This window comes from Desulfovibrio sp. 1188_IL3213 (assembly GCF_036763145.1).
Lineage (GTDB): Bacteria > Desulfobacterota > Desulfovibrionia > Desulfovibrionales > Desulfovibrionaceae > Desulfovibrio.
In genome coordinates, this window is sequence record NZ_JBAIYR010000607.1 from 1 (window position 1) to 1,112 (window position 1,112).

Here is a 1,112-nt window from a genome sequence, read left to right on the forward strand (position 1 = left end):
AGCATGGGCGCCAAGATAAGCATCGACTCGGCCACCCTCATGAACAAGGGGCTTGAGGTCATTGAGGCATACCATCTTTACGGCGCGGCACCCGATCGCATCAAGGTGCTGGTTCACCCCCAGTCCGTCATTCACTCGCTGGTGGAACTTGAAGACGGCACACAACTGGCTCAACTCGGCACTGCGGACATGCGCCTTGCCATTGCCAACTGCCTGCTGTGGCCGCGCTGCCTGCCCGTGGGCGTTACGCTCCTTGACCTCACAGCCGCCCCCCTCACTTTTCACGAACCGGACAGCGGCGTTTTTCCCTGTCTTGAGCTGGCCCGACGCTCTCTCGCCTTGCGCGGGGGGCGTTGCGTGGTCATGAATGCGGCCAACGAGGCCGCAGTGGAACTTTTTCTTGAAGGCAGTTGCGCCTTTCTTGACATCCCCCGGCTGATAGAGGCCGCTCTGGCGGCGCACAGCGCCACAGAACCGGGAAATCAGTCTTTCTGCGCCCCGCCGCATCAGGGTTCGGCCCCGGCTTCGACCGACATGGCCGCCCTGCAAAGCGAGGCCCATACCCTGGCAGAGCGCATTACGCAGCTTGATCGCCAGAGCCGCGAGCTGGTGCGCAAACTGGCCCGCGACGGAGAATCCGCATGCTGACGACCATCATAGCAGTCACCCTTGTTCTTGGCGGCCTCATCTTTTTTCACGAGCTGGGGCATTTTGCCGTGGCCCGTGGATTCGGCATGGGTGTCTCCACCTTTTCCCTTGGTTTCGGCCCCAAAATCCTCAAGCGCAAATGGGGCAAGACAGAATACGCCCTGTCCCTGATCCCCCTGGGCGGCTACGTGGCCCTGGTGGGCGAACAGGACGACAGCGAACTGCCCGAGGGCTTTACCCGCGAAGAGAGTTTTTCCCTGCGCCCCGCGTGGCAACGCCTTCTGGTGGTGGCTGCCGGACCTGTTGCCAACATGCTGCTGGCCTGGCTGCTGTGCTGGATACTGGCTTTCGCCTGGGGCACCCCCCAGTTGCTGCCCCAGGTGGGCGGCCTTGTGGAAAACAGCCCGGCTGCCAAAGCGGGCGTTGAGGCGGGCGACACCATCGTGAGCATCAACGGCCAGCCC

Annotated in this window: 1 protein-coding gene and 1 pseudogene; both read left to right on the top strand. The window is 62.9% G+C overall.

All coding sequences use genetic code 11. The features are described from left to right. Window positions 1–648 (top strand): annotated as a pseudogene (locus V6C16_RS13970) (1-deoxy-D-xylulose-5-phosphate reductoisomerase); the annotation flags it as partial. After that, on the top strand, window positions 642–1,112 hold a 471-nt coding region (locus V6C16_RS13975), incomplete at its 3' end, for a M50 family metallopeptidase (RefSeq protein WP_333543519.1). The pseudogene V6C16_RS13970 and the gene V6C16_RS13975, both read left to right, overlap by 7 nt.